Source organism: Nocardiopsis sp. KDC1DS13DA1, from assembly GCF_055632325.1.
In genome coordinates, this window is record NZ_JBVMUY010000035.1 from 140,455 (window position 1) to 154,158 (window position 13,704).

16 protein-coding genes are annotated in these 13,704 nt (G+C 72.8%); 7 read left to right on the forward strand and 9 right to left on the reverse strand.

Annotated elements, in window-relative coordinates:
• The first annotated feature begins 8 nt into the window (after positions 1-8).
• Positions 9-725, forward strand: a complete 717-nt coding sequence (locus tag ACTVAJ_RS23450) for a type 1 glutamine amidotransferase (protein ID WP_470390395.1) — start codon at positions 9-11, stop codon at positions 723-725.
• A 106-nt stretch (positions 726-831) separates the two neighbouring features.
• On the opposite strand, the gene ACTVAJ_RS23455 is transcribed toward ACTVAJ_RS23450, so the two are convergent.
• The 3 genes from ACTVAJ_RS23455 to ACTVAJ_RS23465 all read right to left on the reverse strand — a co-directional run bounded on the left by ACTVAJ_RS23455 (position 832) and on the right by ACTVAJ_RS23465 (position 3,317).
• Positions 832-1,320 carry a GNAT family N-acetyltransferase gene (locus ACTVAJ_RS23455; RefSeq protein ID WP_470390396.1) on the reverse strand — a complete coding sequence of 163 codons (489 nt, stop codon included), beginning with the start codon at positions 1,318-1,320 and terminating at the stop codon, positions 832-834.
• Positions 1,321-1,440: 120 nt separating this feature from the next.
• On the reverse strand, positions 1,441-2,469 hold the full coding sequence (gene ygfZ / locus ACTVAJ_RS23460) for a CAF17-like 4Fe-4S cluster assembly/insertion protein YgfZ (RefSeq protein ID WP_470390397.1): 1,029 nt from the start codon (positions 2,467-2,469) through the stop codon (positions 1,441-1,443).
• 299 nt (positions 2,470-2,768) lie between these two features.
• Positions 2,769-3,317, reverse strand: a complete 549-nt coding sequence (locus ACTVAJ_RS23465; RefSeq protein ID WP_470390398.1) for a nitrobindin family protein — start codon at positions 3,315-3,317, stop codon at positions 2,769-2,771.
• 197 nt (positions 3,318-3,514) lie between these two features.
• Here ACTVAJ_RS23465 and ACTVAJ_RS23470 point away from each other — a divergent pair, with 197 nt between their 5' ends.
• Together ACTVAJ_RS23470 and ACTVAJ_RS23475 are read left to right on the forward strand one after the other, a co-directional pair.
• On the forward strand, positions 3,515-4,288 hold the full coding sequence (locus ACTVAJ_RS23470) for a GIDE domain-containing protein (RefSeq protein WP_470390399.1): 774 nt from the start codon (positions 3,515-3,517) through the stop codon (positions 4,286-4,288).
• A 14-nt stretch (positions 4,289-4,302) separates the two neighbouring features.
• Positions 4,303-4,665, forward strand: coding sequence for a DsrE family protein (locus ACTVAJ_RS23475; RefSeq protein ID WP_470390400.1), 363 nt, complete (start codon positions 4,303-4,305; stop codon positions 4,663-4,665).
• A 100-nt stretch (positions 4,666-4,765) separates the two neighbouring features.
• Here the strand turns inward: ACTVAJ_RS23475 and ACTVAJ_RS23480 are convergent, their stop codons facing one another.
• The 5 genes from ACTVAJ_RS23480 to ACTVAJ_RS23500 all read right to left on the reverse strand — a co-directional run bounded on the left by ACTVAJ_RS23480 (position 4,766) and on the right by ACTVAJ_RS23500 (position 9,808).
• Positions 4,766-5,512 carry a phosphoglyceromutase gene (locus tag ACTVAJ_RS23480; protein WP_470390401.1) on the reverse strand — a complete coding sequence of 249 codons (747 nt, stop codon included), beginning with the start codon at positions 5,510-5,512 and terminating at the stop codon, positions 4,766-4,768.
• 211 nt (positions 5,513-5,723) lie between these two features.
• Positions 5,724-6,236, reverse strand: coding sequence for a YbjN domain-containing protein (locus tag ACTVAJ_RS23485; protein ID WP_470390402.1), 513 nt, complete (start codon positions 6,234-6,236; stop codon positions 5,724-5,726).
• Positions 6,237-6,259: 23 nt separating this feature from the next.
• On the reverse strand, positions 6,260-7,558 hold the full coding sequence (gene mshA, locus ACTVAJ_RS23490) for a D-inositol-3-phosphate glycosyltransferase (RefSeq protein WP_470390403.1): 1,299 nt from the start codon (positions 7,556-7,558) through the stop codon (positions 6,260-6,262).
• A 109-nt stretch (positions 7,559-7,667) separates the two neighbouring features.
• Positions 7,668-8,663 carry an alpha/beta hydrolase gene (locus ACTVAJ_RS23495; protein WP_470390404.1) on the reverse strand — a complete coding sequence of 332 codons (996 nt, stop codon included), beginning with the start codon at positions 8,661-8,663 and terminating at the stop codon, positions 7,668-7,670.
• Positions 8,664-8,830: 167 nt separating this feature from the next.
• Positions 8,831-9,808, reverse strand: a complete 978-nt coding sequence (locus tag ACTVAJ_RS23500) for a YbgA family protein (RefSeq protein ID WP_470390405.1) — start codon at positions 9,806-9,808, stop codon at positions 8,831-8,833.
• A gap of 86 nt (positions 9,809-9,894) precedes the next feature.
• Between ACTVAJ_RS23500 and ACTVAJ_RS23505 the strand changes: the two genes are divergently transcribed.
• Positions 9,895-11,208, forward strand: a complete 1,314-nt coding sequence (locus ACTVAJ_RS23505; RefSeq protein WP_470390406.1) for a cryptochrome/photolyase family protein — start codon at positions 9,895-9,897, stop codon at positions 11,206-11,208.
• 34 nt (positions 11,209-11,242) lie between these two features.
• Here ACTVAJ_RS23505 and ACTVAJ_RS23510 read toward each other — a convergent pair whose 3' ends face one another.
• The gene (locus ACTVAJ_RS23510) at positions 11,243-11,773 is read right to left on the reverse strand and encodes an O-acetyl-ADP-ribose deacetylase (protein WP_470390407.1); all 531 of its coding nucleotides are present in this window, start codon (positions 11,771-11,773) and stop codon (positions 11,243-11,245) included.
• Positions 11,774-11,930: 157 nt separating this feature from the next.
• On the opposite strand from ACTVAJ_RS23510, the gene ACTVAJ_RS23515 reads away from it, so the two are divergent.
• The 3 genes from ACTVAJ_RS23515 to ACTVAJ_RS23525 all read left to right on the forward strand — a co-directional run bounded on the left by ACTVAJ_RS23515 (position 11,931) and on the right by ACTVAJ_RS23525 (position 13,680).
• Positions 11,931-12,293: a BlaI/MecI/CopY family transcriptional regulator gene (locus ACTVAJ_RS23515; RefSeq protein ID WP_470390408.1), complete on the forward strand. Its 363-nt coding sequence runs from the start codon at positions 11,931-11,933 to the stop codon at positions 12,291-12,293.
• A gap of 5 nt (positions 12,294-12,298) precedes the next feature.
• On the forward strand, positions 12,299-13,246 hold the full coding sequence (locus ACTVAJ_RS23520; protein WP_470390409.1) for a M56 family metallopeptidase: 948 nt from the start codon (positions 12,299-12,301) through the stop codon (positions 13,244-13,246).
• Positions 13,247-13,380: 134 nt separating this feature from the next.
• Positions 13,381-13,680, forward strand: coding sequence for a DUF2516 family protein (locus tag ACTVAJ_RS23525; protein ID WP_470390410.1), 300 nt, complete (start codon positions 13,381-13,383; stop codon positions 13,678-13,680).
• Positions 13,681-13,704 lie beyond the last annotated feature (24 nt).

The window sequence follows — 13,704 nt, forward strand, 5'->3', positions numbered from 1 at the left end:
GAGAACTCATGACGGACACCAGCAGCGCCCTGCGGATCGTGTGGATCTACCCCGACCTGCTGAGCACCTACGGCGACCAGGGCAACGCCCTCATCCTGCGCCGCCGCGCCGAACTGCGCGGCATCCGCACCGAGATCGTGCACGTCCACTCCAGCGACTCGGTGCCCGAGCAGGGCGACATCTACCTGCTCGGCGGCGGTGAGGACCGCCCGCAGATCCTGGCGGCCGAGCGGCTGCGCGCCGACGGCGGCCTGGCCCGCGCCGCGGCCCGCGGCGCCTGCGTCTTCGCCGTCTGCGCCGGGTACCAGATCATCGGTGAGAGCTACGGCGACGACGAGGCCAACCCGCTGCCCGGCGTCGGCATCCTCGACATCCGCAGCGGCCGCGGCCAGACCCGCGCCGTCGGCGAGATCGTCGCCGACGTCGACCCCTCCCTCGGGGTGGGCCGCATCACCGGTTTCGAGAACCACCAGGGCCGCACCGCCATCGGCCCGTCCGCCCGCCCGCTGTCCACCACGGTGCGCGGTATCGGCAACGACGACCGCACCGAGGGCGCCTACCAGGGTCAGGTCCTGGGCACCTACCTGCACGGCCCGGCGCTGCCGCGCAACCCCGAGCTGGCCGACCTGCTGCTGCGCTGGCGTGTGGGCCAGCTGGCCCCGCTGGCCCCGTCCTGGGGGGAGCGCCTGCACGATGAGCGTCTCGCCGCGGCCCTGAACGGCTGACGCCACAGGCGGGCGCCCGAGCACCGCGCCGACTCTGACCACCCGGGCCCCCGCGACCCTCCGTCGCGGGGGCCTTCGGGTGCCCGCGCTCCGCGCGAACCCCGGGTCACAACCTTCGGTACATGATGTGCAGACCGACGTAGCCGTGCCCGGGGTGGGCGAACCCCTCGGGCAGCGTGCCCACGACGTCGAACCCGAGCGACTCGTACAGCCGCACCGCGCGCGTGTTGGTCGCCACGACCGCGTTGAACTGCATGGCCCGGTAACCGGCCGCGCGCGCCCACTCCAGCGTGTACTCGCACAGGGCGCGGCCCACCCCGCCGCCCTCATGGGCGGGGTCGACCATGTAGCTGGCGCTGGCGATGTGACCGGCGTTGCCCTGGTGGTTCCGGTTCATCTTCGCCGTGCCCAGAACCGTGCCGGTCCCGTCCACGGCGACCACCGTGCGGTCGGGTTCGGGCAGCAGCCACCAGCCGCGCCCGTCCTCCCTGCCGAGGTCGGTGGGGAAGGTGAACGCTTCACCCGCCGAGACGATGCGCTGGAAGAAGGGCCAGATGGCGGGCCAGTCCTCGGGGGTGGCGACGCGGATGTGCATGCCCCCATTCTGGTGCTTCGCCCCGCCGGTCGGCCATCGGTTTTCCCGCCGGTGCCGCGTCGGAGGCACACCGCCACCGCGCCCCGCCGACGCCAGACGCTGTTCCCGCCGCTCCGGCCGCTACCGGGGGCGGCGGCGCAGGTCGATCTGGGCGTTGGCGCCGGTGTCCGGGTCCACCACGACCTCCTGGCCCGCCGCGATGCCCTCGACCACGAGGTCGGTGTCGGTCGGTGCGGCCCGCTTCACCACACCCAGGGCGATCGGACCCAGTTCGTGGTGGCGCGCCGACGAACCCACCCGGCCCACCGTGCGTCCCTCCAGTTCGATCGCCGCACCCACCTCCGGCAGCCGCTCGGCGGTGCCGTCCAGGTGCAGTAGCACCAGGCGGCGCGGCGGACGGCCCAGATTGTGCACCCGGGCGACCGTCTCCTGCCCCGGGTAGCAGCCCTTCTCCAGGTGCACCGCGCGGCCCACCCAGTCCACCTCGTGCGGGATCGTGCGGTCGTCGGTGTCCACCCCCGGCCGCACCCGGTGCCCGGCGATCCGGTGCGCCTCGTAGGCCCACATCCCGGCGGGGCGCGCACCGGCCGCGGTGAGCGCCTCGGCGGTCTCGACCAGCCGCTCGGCGGGCAGGAACAGGTCGATCTCGTCCTCGGTCCGCCGCTGGACGACGCCGTCGAGGACGTCGTCGGTGTCGTCGACGGCCTCGGCGCACTTCGGGCCGAGCACGGTCAGCACGGAGTGGGAGTCGCTGAGGTCGGTGATCTCCACACGCAGCATGAACCGCATCGAGTCCAGGAAGGCGGCCAGTCCCGGACCGCCCCCCGGCTCGGTGTGGATCCACGTGGACTCCCCGTCGTCCACCAGTGACAGGTGGTGCCGCAGGTGGCCCCGCGTGTCCAGGACCAGTGCCTCGGTGGCCGTGCCGGGCGGCAGGTCACGCGTCAGCTGGCTGGTCAGGTCGTTGAGCCACCCCAGGCGGTCCGGTCCGCTCACCCGGACCACGCCCCGGTTGCTCCGGTCCACCCACGCGCTGGAGCGTTCGATGGCGCGGCCCTCGTGGGAGGGGTCGCCGTAGTGCGCGGCGACGCCCGCGTCGGTCGACTCGGCGGTCACGGCGCCCGGTGTGGTCAGCAGCGGCGATGTCATACCGCCGAGACTATCCGGCCCGTGAAGCCCGCCGGAAGCACGGTCCTGACCTGGGGTTACGTCCACAGAAAAAACATTTGCCCCACACGTCGCGGGCGACGTACCTTCGAGACACGCAAGAAAGGAGGTGGTCCGAGAAATGGTTGACTCTAGGACTGGCGAGGTGGCCGTCCGCTAGGACGACGCAGCGCGTTCGCGCGACGTCGTTCGCAGCGAATCCCAGACGGACACCCGGACCCCGGGCCGCCGGAACTCGTCCGACCGGCCCCGCCCCCCGGCGGGAGAAGGCCCGGGGTCTGCTACTTCTTCTGGTCGACCCGCTTCAGCTGCGCCGACATGTACGACCGCAGCTTGTGGCCGCGCGCGGCCAGGTCCCAGGCGTACCCCAGCGTCTCCCGGTCGTCGCCGAACAGGCCGTACAGCCGGTGCGAGGCCGTCACGTCGATCCCGGTCTCGGTGTGCACCACCGCGTCGGTGGACATCTCCACCCGGTTGGCGAACACGTTGCCCACGTACACCTCGGTGAAGCCCTCCGGGTGCGCGTACAGCGCCTCCAGGTGGATGACCGGCTCACCGTCGGCGGGGCCCTCGTCGTCCTTGGCGGGCTCCGGGCGCGCACGCCAGTAGGCGTGCTCCTCCGTGACCAGCTCGCCCAGCGTCCCGTCGGCGTTCATCCGCCACGCCTTGCTGGAGAAGGTCAGGTACGGCAGTCCCGCCGTGTGGGCGAACTCGATCTCCTGGCCGAACTGGAACTCCTCCACGTCGGCGTATCCGGCGACGCCGACGCCCTCCCAACGGCCGATCAGGAAGGACAGTTTCGCCAGATCGGGGTGTACATCAGCGTCCATGCCTCCAGAGCGTAGCCGTGTCCGGAGGGTGGCGGTGACAGCCCGCTCCGGCCACCCCCGCGCATCGGTCCGGTCACGCCCAATTGGCCCCGGTTTCCCGAAGAACTGGTAAAGATTGTCACCGACGCGGTGTGGCCACGGGGTGTCACGCCCACCGCGCCCCACGACCTCCGACGCATTCTCCGAAAGGGTGGCCTGTGTTACTGGTGATCGGTTCGGTGTTGCTCGTCGCCGCGGTGGTCCTCCTTCCGTTGACCGTCATCGCCGTGCGGCGCTGGCTGCGTCAACGCGGCCTGGCCCGCCTGCGCCCGAGTGCCCTGGCCGCGCGGGTCGGGCGCCGGGTCACCCTGACCGGCGTCGCGGCCCCCGGCCCCGCCGGTCCCATCTCCTCCGGGCTGGCCGGTGCGGAGTGCGTGTGGCACGGCCACGAGGTCCTGCGCCACTACTGGCCGCTCACCCGTGACCGGGGCGACAGCGCGGTGCGCGAGCGGGCCTGCGACCCCATCGCCGAGTACGGCTCCGAGGAGCTGTTCGGGCTGGTCGCCCAAGGTACGGCCGAGGACGCCGACCGGGTCTTCGTCGACCCCTCAGGGAGCGACCCCCGCGAGGCCGAGCTGTGCCTGCAGCGTGTGGTGGGGCGTCCCCAGCCGGGGGTGGCGGCCGCAGCCGACGACCTCCTGCCCCGCGTGCGCGGACGGATCTCGGGTGTCTTCCGCGGGGAGACCATCGAGTTCGAGTACCGCGAGTGGGTGATCCGCAGGGGTGCGCGCGTCCGTGTGACCGGCGAGGTGCAGATGAGGAACGGGCAGGTGGTGATCGCGGCCCCCGAGGGCGGCCGCCTCACCGTCGAGCACGGTGTGGACGACCAGCCGGTGCGCCTCTCGCCCCGGCGACGGGAGGCGATCGCCTTCTCGGCCGCCCTGGCCGTCTGCGCTGTGGCGGGCCCGGTGCTGGTCGCCCTCGGGCTCTGAGTAGGCTGGCGCCCATGGCTCGATCGATGGTGATCAAGGTCACCGCGGGGGACGACGCCCCCGAGCGGTGCAACCAGGCGTTCACGGTCGCCGCGGCGGCCCTCGCCAGCGGCGTGGAGGTCTCGCTGTGGCTGACGGGGGAGTCGGCGTGGTTCGCCGTCCCCGGACGCGCGGACGACTTCGAACTCCCGCACGCCGCGCCCCTGTCCGAACTCCTGTCCGCCGTGCTCGCGGCGGGCCGGGTCACGGTGTGCACGCAGTGCGCCGCGCGACGGGACCTGGCGCAGGGGGACCTGATCGAGGGGGTCCGCATCGCCGGGGCGCCCACGTTCGTCGAGGAGACCCTGCGCGACGGCGTCCAGGCGCTCGTCTACTGAACCGGCCCCCGCGCCCGGGCCCCGGCGGTACCGGCCGTCCCGTACGCGACGGTGCCCGTGCCACCGGCGGTGGCACGGGCACGGGGCGCGTGGGTCGGGGCTACTTCTTGCCCTGGTTGGCGACGGCCTGGATGGCGGCCTCGGCGGCCTCCGGGTCCAGGTAGGTGCCGCCCGGGTTGGTGGGCTTGAAGTGCTCGTCGAGGTCGTAGCGCAGCGGGATCCCGGTGGGGATGTTCAGCCCCGCGATGTCGGCGTCGCTGACCCCGTCCAGGTGCTTGACCAGCGCGCGCAGCGAGTTGCCGTGCGCGGCGACCAGCACCGTCCTGCCCGCGGCCAGGTCGGGGACGATGGAGTCGTACCAGTACGGCAGCGCGCGGTCCAGGACGTCCTTGAGGCACTCGGTACGCGGCAGCAGCTCCGGCGGGAGGCCGGCGTAGCGCGTGTCGCCCGACTGCGAGTAGGGGTCGTCGTCGGCGATCGGCGGCGGCGGGGTGTCGTAGGAGCGGCGCCAGACCATGAACTGCTCGTCGCCGTACTCGTCGCGCGTCTGCGCCTTGTCCTTGCCCTGGAGGGCGCCGTAGTGGCGCTCGTTGAGGCGCCAGGTGCGCCGGACCGGCAGCCAGTGCAGGTCGGCGGTCTCCAACGCGAGGTTCGCGGTGCGGATGGCGCGCTTGAGGAGGGAGGTGTGCAGGATGTCCGGGGTGATCCCGGCCGCCTTCAGCAGCTCCCCACCGCGGCGGGCCTCGTCCTCGCCCGTGGCGGACAGGTCCACGTCCACCCACCCGGTGAACAGGCCCTTCGCGTTCCAGACACTCTCACCGTGTCGCAGCAGTACCAGAGTTCCCATGGCACCAAGCGTATCCACCCCGGCCGTCCGCTCCGGGAGCGCCCCACAGCTGTGCGCTCCGGCGCGCCCGTCGCCCTCCGCCACCCCCGACGGACGCCTGCGGCGCGGCCCTGCTCCCGGCCCGTTCCCCGCTCACCGCCCGCCTCGCCCCGCGGCACCCTGCCGGTGCCCGAACGGCCGACCCCCCGGGGGCCGCCCCGGGAACCGGACGCTAATCGTGGTGCCCGGGCTCCGCCAGGTGCGCGAACGCCTTCAGGTTGCGCATGTCGTGGCCGCGCTCGGCGCGCCAGCGCCACTCCTTGCGGATCGCCGACGCGAACCCGCGCTCCAGCGCCGCGTTGAAGTTCTCGTCCGTGTACGTGAGCGCGCACCCCAGCAGGCGGTCGACCTCCCGCGGCGTGATCCCCTCCAGCGGCAGGCGTCCGCGCAGGTACACGTCGCCGACCTCGTCGGCGGCGAAGGCCATCCCGTACATGTCGGAGTTGCGGCGCATCAGCCACTGGTAGAACTCCGCGTGGTTCTCGTCCGGCTGGCGGCAGAAGAACGACGTCAGGGTCAGGCTGTGCGGTCCGACCTCCAACCACACCAGCGTCTTGAGCTTGGCCGTCCCCGGCAGGGTGACGAGGAAGGAGCCCTCGCGCGGACGCTCCGTCTCCAACCCGGCCTCGGCCACCGCCTCCGCGATCGCCACGGTCGCGTCCTCGCGCGCCGAATCCGTTCCCACGTCCCATCCTTCCCTTCGGTACGTCACCGGCACGCGGCCAGCGGCAGCGGGCTCGGAGCGGTGATCGACCGGTACACGTCCAGCAGTTCGTCCACCGTCCGCGACCAGCCCAGCGTGGCGGCGTGTCGGGGGGCCGCCAGGGCCAGCTTGGCACGCCACGCGGGCTGGGTGATCAGCCGGTGCAGCTCGGCGGCGTAGTCGCCCGGGTCGTGGCCCTCCACCAGGACACCGGAGGACCCGTCCGCCACCGCCGTGGTCAGGCCGCCCACCCGCGAGGCGACCACCGGTGTCCCGCAGGCCTGCGACTCCACCGCGACCAGGCCGAAGGACTCGGAGTAGGACGGTACGACCGTCGCCGTGGCCGCCCGGTAGTAGTCGGCCAACCGTACGCGGTCCTGCGGCGGTTCGATCCGGACCACGTCGGCCACGCCCAGGGAGCGCGCCAGGTCGGTCAGCAGGCCGGGTTCGCGCGTCCCGCCGCCGGACAGGCCGCCGACCACGCCGACCACCAGGCGTGAGCGCAGGGACGGGTCGCGCTCCAGGAGCCGTGCGGCGGCGCGGATGAGCACGTCGGGGGCCTTGAGGCGCTGCACGCGTCCCACGAAGAGCAGGAGTTCGGTGTCGGGGGCCAGGCCGATCCGGCGCAGCGCGTCGGGCCGTGACCCGGGTGTGAAGGTCTCCAGGTCGACGCCGGGCGGAATGACGCTGAGCTGGGACTCGCGTGCGTCGTAGTGGTCGCGGAGCTGGTGGGCCTCGTCGTCGGTGTTGGCGATGAGCCGGTCCGCCTGGCGCACGAGCTGGTCCTCACCGCGCACCCGGACCTCGGGTTCCGGGGCGTCCCCCTCGGCCAGGAACGCGTTCTTGACCCGCGCCATGGTGTGCATCGACTGCACGAACGGCACCCCCCAGCGGCGGGCGGCCACGACGCCCGCCCGGCCGGAGAGCCAGTAGTGGCCGTGCACGAGGTCGTAGTGGCCCGGTTCCCCCTGGGCCTCGGCGCGGAGCATCCCGAAGATGAACGGGCACAGGTGGTCGGCGAGCGCGTTCTTGTCCAGGTGGCCGTAGGGGCCCGCGGGTACGTGACGGACGTTCACCCCCGGGGCGAGTTCGACGACCGGCGGCAGGTCCGGACGGGTGGCCCGGGTGAACACGTCGACGGCCACGCCGCGCTCGGCCATGCGCCGTGCCACCTCGACCACGTACACGTTCAGTCCCCCGGCGTCACCCGTCCCCGGCTGGTCCAGCGGCGAGGTGTGCAGACTGACGGTCGCGACGCGGGACGGGGCCGCCGCGTGTTCGCCCTCGGGAGCGTTTCCGGACACCGGTGGTCCCCTCCGATCGTGTATACAGCCGCTGTCGTCAACAGCGAAGAAGGTACACACTGTTCCCCTCCGGAATGTCCGAGGGTCCTGCTATAGGGGGTGCTCCGGCTCAGGGGGTCGCCGACCAGCCCGACACCAGGAAGTCGACAGTGTCGGGGAACGTGCGGCTCCAGGCCCGGAAGTCGTGCCCGCCGCGCGGGTGGAGGGTGGCGACCGTCACTCCGTGCTCGGTGAGCAGGGCGGCGAAGCGGGCCGCCTCTCCCTGGATGCTCCCCTCCTGGAGCGGAGTGTGGTCCTCCTCTCCCTCGGCGAGCACGAACCTGAGGTCGCCTACCTCCGTGGAGTTCAGCAGCCGGTCGGGGGAGTGGTCCGCGGTGTCGTCCCCGAAGATCCCGTCCGGATCGTCCACCCGGAAGTATCCTCCCCAGCTCGCCACCTGCCCGTACAGGTCGGGGTTGCGCAGCGCGGTGGCCGCGGCTCCGTAGCCGCCCATGGAGAAGCCGCCGAGGGCGCGCAGACCCCGCGGCCGGATGTGGTCGCCCTCCACGGCGCGGATCACCGCGTCGGTGACGAAGGACTCCAGGGCGAAGGAGCCGTCCGCGGCGTCACCCCACTCGGTGGTGGCGCCCGACGCCACCTGCCCGTGCGGTGCCGCGATGACGAACTCGACCCCCGTACGGCACATCTGCTCGTCCAGGAGCGCGCCGACGCCCTCGTCCATCAGCGTCCGGTGCGTGGAGGCGGAGCCGTGCAGCAGGTACAGGACGGGTCGGTCGGCGCTGTCGGGGCCGGGCGGTCGGCGGATCCACACCGGGCGTCCACCCCCGGAGGCGGACGCGTCGGGGAGCGTGACCACCTCGTCCCGGCCCGGTTCGTCGCAGACCGCGACCTGGCCGGGCTCGGGGATCGGCGCGGGGGTGGTCACCCCCTGGAGGGGCGGGAAGCGGACCTCGCTGGTACCGGCCTCCGGGTCGGCCCCGACCAGGTGCTGGCCGATCTGTTCGGGGAGCCCCCCGGGCGGGGCGGTGGCCAGGACCGCCGCGGAGACGACGACCGTGCACGAGGAGACGAGCACGACGGCTCGTCGGGAGAAAGACGCGAACACACCGAAACCTCAGGGTCGGGGCAACCGATATCCGCTCCCAGCGGGGCGGAGCGATACGGAATGTGACTCACTGTAGTCGACCGAGGTCTTTGTGTGTGGAGTTTGCCGCTTGAGCCCCAGGATCCCCGTTCCTGAGCTCCTGCGTCGAGTGCCGGGAGGCCGCGGGCTCAGACCGCGAGGGCGTGCCTGAGCCGCAGCTCGTCCGGATAGGGGCACAGGTAGGTCTGCTCGCGCGCCCACTCCACGTCCTCCGCCGCGCAGTGGTGCCGGATGAGTGTGACGGGCAGGCTGAGCGGCACCAGTTCCGCCCGGTAGTCCTCGATCGCCGTGAGCAGGTCGTGTCGGCGCGTGTCGTCCAGGAGCGGGCTGAGCATGCCGAACGCGTGCTGGAGCGCGTTGGCGTGTTTGCCCCGGGTCGTCCGTACGGCCATCGCGTGGTGGAACGCCGAGGCGTAGGCGGTGGCGGTCTCCTCCCGGTCGGCCGACCCCGCGTCCGCCACGATCCGCCCCGTCCTCCGGTACCCCTCGGTGGAGTGCGACATGAGTTGGAGCTTGTGGCGGGTGTGGAAGGCCACGAGGTCCCGCGGCCGCCAGTCCGACTCCAGCAGCGCGCGCAGCCGGGCGTGCGCGAAGACGCGCTGGACGAAGTGCTCCCGCAGCGCCGCGTCCGACAGGCGGCCCTGCTCCTCGACCGGCAGGTTCGGCAGGAGCAGGGTCAGCCGCTCGGCGAAGGCGCCCCGGCCCCTGCCCCCGACGCGGTCCCCGTCGGGGGAGAACACCGGCAGGGCGAGCAGGCCGCAGCTGGGCGACTTGTTCTTGAGGATGTAGCCGTCCGCCCGGCGCAGCTGGAGGACGTGGCGGTCGGCGACGGCCGCGAGGTCGTCGGTGTGGTCGGCGCCGTCCTTGTTGGAGACCACCCGGTCGGCGCCGTCGCGCCGCTGGAGCCGCAGTGTCGGGCGCGGGACGCCCAGGCCGATCTCCGCCTCCGGGCAGACGGGGAGCCAGTCCACGTGGTGGTCGAGTTCGTCGGTGAGGAATCGGGACCGGGAGTGCCCCCCGTTGTAGCGGACGGGCGCGCCGAGCAGACAGCTCGACACCCCCAGCAGGGGTCGCTCGGCGGTCGTGGGCTCGTGCGCTGGTCGCATACGGTCTTCCTACCCGGGATTCGGCCGAATCCCCGTTCAGATCACAGTACTGTCGGTGGGGTATTCGTCGCCGTGGGCGAGGGGGATTGGTGCCGCCGACCATCATGTTGTTCACTCAGGACCTGCGCGTCCACGACCATCCGGCGCTCACCGCCGCCGTCGGCGCGGGGGACGCCGTGCTGCCCCTGTTCGTGGTCGACCCCCGGATCGTGGAACGCTCCGCCCGCAACCGCTGCGGCTACCTGGCCGAGTCGCTCGCCGCCCTGCGCGCCGCGCTGCGCTCGCGCGGCGGTGACCTGGTCCTGCGCGCGGGGGACACGGCCGAACACGTCCGCGGGCTGGCGGAGCGGACCGGGGCCGACACGGTCTACCTGACCGCGGGGGTCAGCCGGTGCGCGGCCCGGCGGGAGGACCTGCTGCGCGGATCGGGCCTGACCGTGCGCGCCCTTCCCGGGCTGACGGTGGTCCCCCCGGGAGAGGTCACCCCCGCGGGCGGCGACCACTACAAGGTGTTCACCCCCTACTGGCGGGCCTGGGCCGAACACGAACGCAGGGCCGTCCTGCCGGCCCCGGGCCGGGTGCGCCTCCCCGGAGGAGTCGAGCCCGGAGCGATCCCCGGGGACCTGGCCGGTGCGGGGGTGGGCGCCGCTGCGCCCGACCGCCTGGCCGGAGGCGAGGACGCGGCGCGCGGACGACTGCGCGCCTGGCTGGACCGGGGGCTGTCCCGTTACGCGCAACACCGCGACGACCTGCCCGCCGCGGCCACCTCCGGGCTCTCCGCCGACCTGCGGTTCGGCTGCCTCTCACCCCTGGAACTCGCCGAGGCCGCCGAGGCGGCGGACGCGGGGGAGGGGGCCGAGGAGTTCGTCCGCCAGCTCGCCTGGCGGGACTTCCACCACCAGGTGGCCCGTGCCTTCCCCGAACTCCCCGCACGCGACTACCGCCCCCGGGACCGTGAGTGGCGCGAGGACCCGGACGCCCTGGACGCCTGGCGGAGGGGGCTGACCGGGGTGCCGATCGTGGACGCGGGTATGCGCCAGCTCCTGCGGGAGGGGTTCATGCACAACCGGACGCGCATGATCACCGCGGCCTTCCTCACCCGGACCCTGCGCGTGCACTGGAGGGCGGGCGCCGAGCACTTCCACGCCCACCTCGTGGACGGCGACGTCGCCGACGACTACGGGAACTGGCAGTGGGTCGCCGGGACCGGGAACGACACCAGGCCCAACCGCCCGTTCAACCCGCTGCGCCAGGCCCGGCGGTTCGACCCGGAGGGGGAGTACGTCCGCCGCCACGTCCCGGAGCTGCGCGACCTTCCGGGGCGGCGGGCACTCACACCCTGGCGGGAGACCGAACCGCCGGACGGCTACCCGCCGCCGATCGCCGACCCGGGCCGGTGACGCCGCGGGCGGCCGCCCGCCCGCGGAGGGCGTCTCAGGTGGGGTCGAAGGCCCTGCGGAAGGCGGCCAGGGCGCGGTCGTCGAACAGGACGAGCCGCACCTTTGGCACCCGTACCCGCGCCCCGTGGATCGCCTCCGCCGCGATCCGCGCGGCGTCGTCCAGCGGCCACCGGAAGATCCCGGTGGAGATCGCGGGGAAGGCCACCGACTCCGCGCCGAGCCCGTGCGCCACGCTGAGCGACTCCGTGAAGCACGACGCGAGCAGGGCGCTCCGGTCCTCCGACGCGCTGTACACCGGGCCGACCGTGTGGATCACCCAGTGCGCGGGGAGCAGGCCGGCGGTGGTCGCCACCGCGCGGCCGGTCGGCAGGCCGCCGCCGTAGTGGGAGGCGCGCAGTCGGCGGCACTCCTCCAGGATGGCTCTGCCGCCCCTCCTGTGGATCGCTCCGTCGACCCCGCCGCCGCCCAGGAGCGAACTGTTGGCGGCGTTGACGATCGCGTCGACCCGCTGTTCGGTGATGTCGCCCCTGATGACACTGAGGCGAGTGCGATCCGTGCTACCCATGTTCGTTTCCTTCCCGGCTCCGAGGGGTTCCTCCCGGGCTCGCCCCACCCTCGCAGACCGGAGCGCGGAGCGTGGGAACCCCCGGTGGTCACGGGTAACCAGGATTTAACCCGGGGGTACGACACTGTGTAGTACTAGCACCGGTAGACTCGGTGTTATGACTCGGCTTGGCGAACTCGAACGCGCGGTGATGGATGTACTGTGGGCGCAGAACGAACCCATGACGGTTCGCGAGGTCGGCAGGGCACTCGCCGAGCGCGATCTCGCACACACGACCGTCATGACCGTGCTCGACCGGCTGGCCAAGAAGAAGGTCGTCACCCGGGCACGTGAGGGTCGTGCGTGGCGGTACCGTCCGGCAGCCAGCCGCGAGGCGTACGTGTCCGAGCTGATGTTCGACGCTCTCGGGCAGACGGGAGACCGTGACGCCGCCCTGGCCGCCTTCGTCCAGTCCATGGACGGCCAGGAGGCTGAAGCGCTTCGGCGCGCACTCGCGGAAATCGAGCAGCCAAGGAACTAGTCCGAATGGTCAGTGCCGCCCTCCTCTCACTCGTCGCGGTCGGCTGCGTCCTCGCCATGGAGGTCCTCCACCGGGCGAAGTGGCCCTCGCGCGGTCCCTACACCGCCGTGATCACCTGGCAGGCACTGGGCCTGGCCTGGGGCGTGTCCACCATCGGCGCGCTGCTGGCCTACGGGCTGTCCACCTACGAACTCGGGGCCGCGGCGGGCCTGCTCGCGCTGGCCGCCGACATCGTCACCGGCCAGCTCCTGTCCGCCGAACTCGCCCGGGGCCTGGAGGGCGTCAGCCACATCGCGGCCGTCCTCCTGGCCGTCGCGCTCACCCTCGTCCTCTTCTACGGACTGGTCTCCTCCTTCGTCCACGTCGTGCGGGTGCGCCGCCGCCACCACGACCTCCTCGAACTCGTCGCCAGCGAGCACCCGGACGTCCCCGGCGCCCGCGTGGTCGACCACCCGGCCGCCGCCGCGTACTGCCTGCCGGGCGTGCTCCGCTCCCAGGTCGTCATCAGCGCCGGGGCCCTGGCGGTCCTGGACAACAGGGAACTGGCCGCCGTCCTCGCGCACGAGCACGCGCACCTGCGCCAGCGCCACGACCTCGTGCTGCTGCCGTTCTCCTCGCTCAAGCGCGCCTTCCCGCGCGCTCCCCTGATCCGGACGTACTACGAGAGCGTCGCCCTGCTCATCGAGATGTGCGCCGACGACCAGGCCCGCAGGACCAGCTCCTCGCGCGAGCTCGCGATGGCCCTCCTGCGCTTCGGCGCCGCCGGGCCCGCGCCGGTCCCCGCCGGGGCGATGGCCGCCCTGGACGAGGGCGCGCAGGCCGGTGTGGTCCGCCGCGTCAACCGCCTCCTGCGACCCGACGACGAACTCCCCTACCACGCGGGGGCGGTGATCATGGGCGGCTCGGCCTTCCTCCTCGCGGTGGTCACCTGCCTGTGGCACATCCCGGTCTGACCGCGTCCGGGCCGCCCGCGCGCGGCCCGCGGATGTGATCCCGGGCTCGGTCGGGCACGATCGGCGCCGCTGGTGCGTTTACCGTGGAGAGCGGGCGGAACACCCGCCGGGACACGTCGTCGGGAGTGTGCGTTTTGTTCGGACTGATCTGGCAGGCCATCTACCTGGTCACCTTCGTGGCCAGTCTGTACGCGCTGATCGAGGCGATCCGCACGCCCGCCCAGGCGTTCGAGTTGATGGACAAGCAGACCAAGAAGCTCTGGCTGGTCCTCACGGGTGCCGCCACCGGCCTCTCCCTGCTGGCCGTGTTCTCCGGGACCGGGATGTTCGTCATCCTCGGGCTGGTCGCGACCCTCGTCTTCCTCCTGGACGTGCGTCCGGCGGTCAAGGGTGCGAGCGGTGGACGCAACAACGGTCCCTACGGCCCCTGGTAAGACCATCCGTCCACCCCGTGCGCC